Annotated in this window: 1 protein-coding gene; it reads left to right on the forward strand. The window is 74.9% G+C overall.

Features of this window, described 5'->3' with window-relative positions; all coding sequences use genetic code 11:
- Positions 1–3,258: AMP-binding protein (locus AB0K09_RS31715; protein WP_366068844.1), on the forward strand; the 3,258-nt coding region annotated here is incomplete at both ends.

Here is a 3,258-nt window from a genome sequence, read left to right on the forward strand (position 1 = left end):
CTGGCCAACTTCCTGTCCTCGATGCGCGAGCACACCGCCCTGACGCCGGCCGACCGCTGGCTGGCGGTGACGACGTTCGGCTTCGACATCTCGCTGCTGGAGGTCTTCCTCCCGCTGGTCTCCGGCGCGACCGTCGTGCTCGCCGACCGCGACACCGTGCGCGACCCCGCCGAGCTCGCCCGCACCCTGCGCGAGGAGCGTGCCTCGGTCATGCAGGCCACGCCGAGCCTGTGGCGGGCGCTGCTGGAGTCGGCGCCGGAGGCCGTGGACGGTCTGCGGGTGCTGGTCGGCGGCGAGGCACTGGACGCCGCACTGGCCGGGGACCTCGCGGCCCGTGCCGCATCGGTGCTGAACATGTACGGGCCGACGGAGACCACGATCTGGTCCACCAGCGCACCCGTCACGGACGGCCCGGTGACGATCGGCGGCCCGATCGCCAACACCCGGGTCCATGTCCTCGACGCCCGTCTCGGCCTCGTCCCGCCCGGCGTCCCCGGGGAGCTGTACATCGCGGGTGACGGTCTGGCGCAGGGCTATCTGCGCCGCCCGGCCCTCACCGCCGAGCGGTTCGTCGCCGACCCGTACGGCCCGGCGGGGACCCGCATGTACCGCACCGGCGACCTCGTGAAGTGGTCGCCGGAGGGTGTGCTGGAGTTCGTCGGCCGGGCCGACGACCAGGTCAAGCTGCGCGGCTACCGCATCGAACTTGGTGAGATCGAGGCCCGGTTGCGCGCCCAGCCGCAGGTCACGGCCGCCGTCGCGGCACTCGTGCCCGGGCCGGGCGGACAGCCGCAGCTCGTCGGCTACGTCGTCGGCACGGACGACACGGACGCGGTGCGCCGGGCCCTCGCCGGGACGCTGCCCGCCTATATGGTGCCGTCCGTCGTCATGGCCCTGGACGCGATCCCGCTGACGCCGAACGGCAAGACCGACCGCAAGGCCCTGCCCGCACCCGCCGCGGCCGCCCGGCCGAGCCGGGAACCGCGCGACCCCCGCGAGGAGATCCTCTGCGGCCTCTTCGCCGAGATCCTCGGAATCGAACGCGTCGGCATCGACGACAGCTTCTTCGACCTCGGCGGCCACTCCCTCCTCGCCACCCGCCTGGTCTCCCGCATCCGCACCGCGCTCGGCGCCGAACTCCCCATCCGGGCGCTGTTCGAGGCACCGACCGTCGCCGGGCTCGCCCGGCACCTGGACGACGCCGACGCCGCCCGCCGCGTCCGTACGCCGCTCACCCGGCGCGAACGGCCGGAGGTCCTGCCGCTGTCCTTCGCCCAGCGCCGGCTGTGGGTGCTGGACCAGCTGGGCGAGTCCGGACCGCAGTACCACCTGCCGCTGGTCGCCCGCCTGCGCGGCGCCCTGGACCGGGACGCGCTGCGGGCCGCGCTGGCCGACGTCGTGGCCCGGCACGAGAGCCTGCGCACCGTCTTCCGCGCCACCGACGCACAGCCCCGGCAGGTCGTCCTCGGCCCCGCCGAGGCCCGGCCCGTCCTGCGCGTGGTGGACGTCGAGGAGTCCGGCATCGACGCCGCCGTCGCCGCCGCCCGCGCCGAGGGCTTCCGCCTCGACACGGACCTGCCGCTGCGCGCCACCCTGCTCGCCGCCGGCCCCGACGACCACGTCCTGGTTCTCACTCTGCACCACATCGCGGGCGACGCCTGGTCGATGCGGCCGCTCGTGCGCGACCTCGGCGAGGCCTACACCGCCCGCCTCGCGGGCGAGGCCCCGGCCTGGGCGCCGCTGCCCGTGCAGTACGCCGACTACGCGCTGTGGCAGCGGGAACTGCTCGGCGCCGAGAACAACCCCGCCAGCGAGATCTCCCGCCAGCTCGCCCACTGGAAGCAGGAACTCGCCGGGCTCCCCGGGGAACTGCCGCTCCCCACGGACCGGCCCCGCCCCGAGGAGAGCAGCCACGACGGCGGCCTCGTCCCCTTCACCGTGGACGCCGAACTCCACGGACGGCTGCTGGAGCTGGCCCGCTCCGGCCGGACCACCCTGTTCATGGTGCTCCAGGCCGCCCTCGCGGCCCTGCTCACCCACAGCGGCGCAGGCACCGACATCCCCATCGGCACGCCCGTCGCCGGGCGCGGCGACGCCGCCGCGGAGGACCTCGTCGGCTTCTTCGTCAACACGCTGGTGCTGCGCACCCGCACCGACGGCGACCCGACCTTCCGCGAACTCCTCGACCGGGTCCGGGAGACGGACCTGGCGGCCTACGCCCACCAGGACGTGCCCTTCGAGCGGCTGGTCGACGCGCTCGGCGTCCGGCGCTCCCTGGCCCGGCACCCGCTGTTCCAGGTGATGCTCGTGCTCGACAACTTCGGCCGCGGCACCGCGGCCGGGCTCGCGGGCCTGCGCAGCGTGACCGGCCCCGACGCGCCGTCCGCCGAGGGCCCGGGCAAGGCCAAGTTCGACCTGTCCCTGCGCGCGACCGAACACAGCGCAGGCCAGAACAACGACCCCGCAGGAATCACAGGCACCTTCGCCTACGCCAAGGACCTGTTCGACCGCTCGACGGTCGAAGCGCTCGCAGCCCGCTTCATCCGGCTGCTCACAACAGTCGCGGCCGACCCGGATCGGCCGATCGGAGAGGTGGAGACAGTGGAGACGCACGAGCGCGGCGAACCGACGGCGCCGCAGATGATCGAGGCACAGGCCGCCCGCACCCCGGACGCCCCCGCCGTCGTCCACGGGACCGAGACCGTCACCTACGCGGAGCTCAACGAGCGGGCCAACCGCCTGGCCCGGCTGCTGATCCGGCACGGCGCCGGCCCGGAGCGGCTCGTCGCGCTGACCGTGCCGCGGTCCGTGGACATGGTCGTCGCCGTGCTCGCCGCCCTGAAGTCGGGGGCCGCCTACCTGCCGGTGGACGGCGCCTACCCGGCCGACCGCATCACCCACATGCTCCAGGACGCCCGCCCCGCCCTGCTGGTCACCACCGGTGCCGCCCGGGACGCCCTGCCGGCCGGCCCCGGCACGCCGGCCGTGATCGTCCTCGACGACCCGGCCACCCGCACCGCCCTCGCCGGACTGCCCGGTACGAACCCCACCGACGCCGACCGGACCGCGCCGCTCACCGAGCGCACCCCCGCCTACGTCATCTACACCTCCGGCTCCACCGGCCGCCCCAAGGGCGTCGTCCTGGAACACCGCGGCATCCCCAACCTCGTGCGCGCCCGCATCGAGCCGTACGCCGTGGGGCCCGGCAGCCGCGTCCTGCAGTTCGCCTCGCTCAGCTTCGACGCCGCCATCTCCGAG

Source organism: Streptomyces sp. NPDC049577 (assembly GCF_040675635.1).
Taxonomy (GTDB): Bacteria; Actinomycetota; Actinomycetes; order Streptomycetales; family Streptomycetaceae; genus Streptomyces.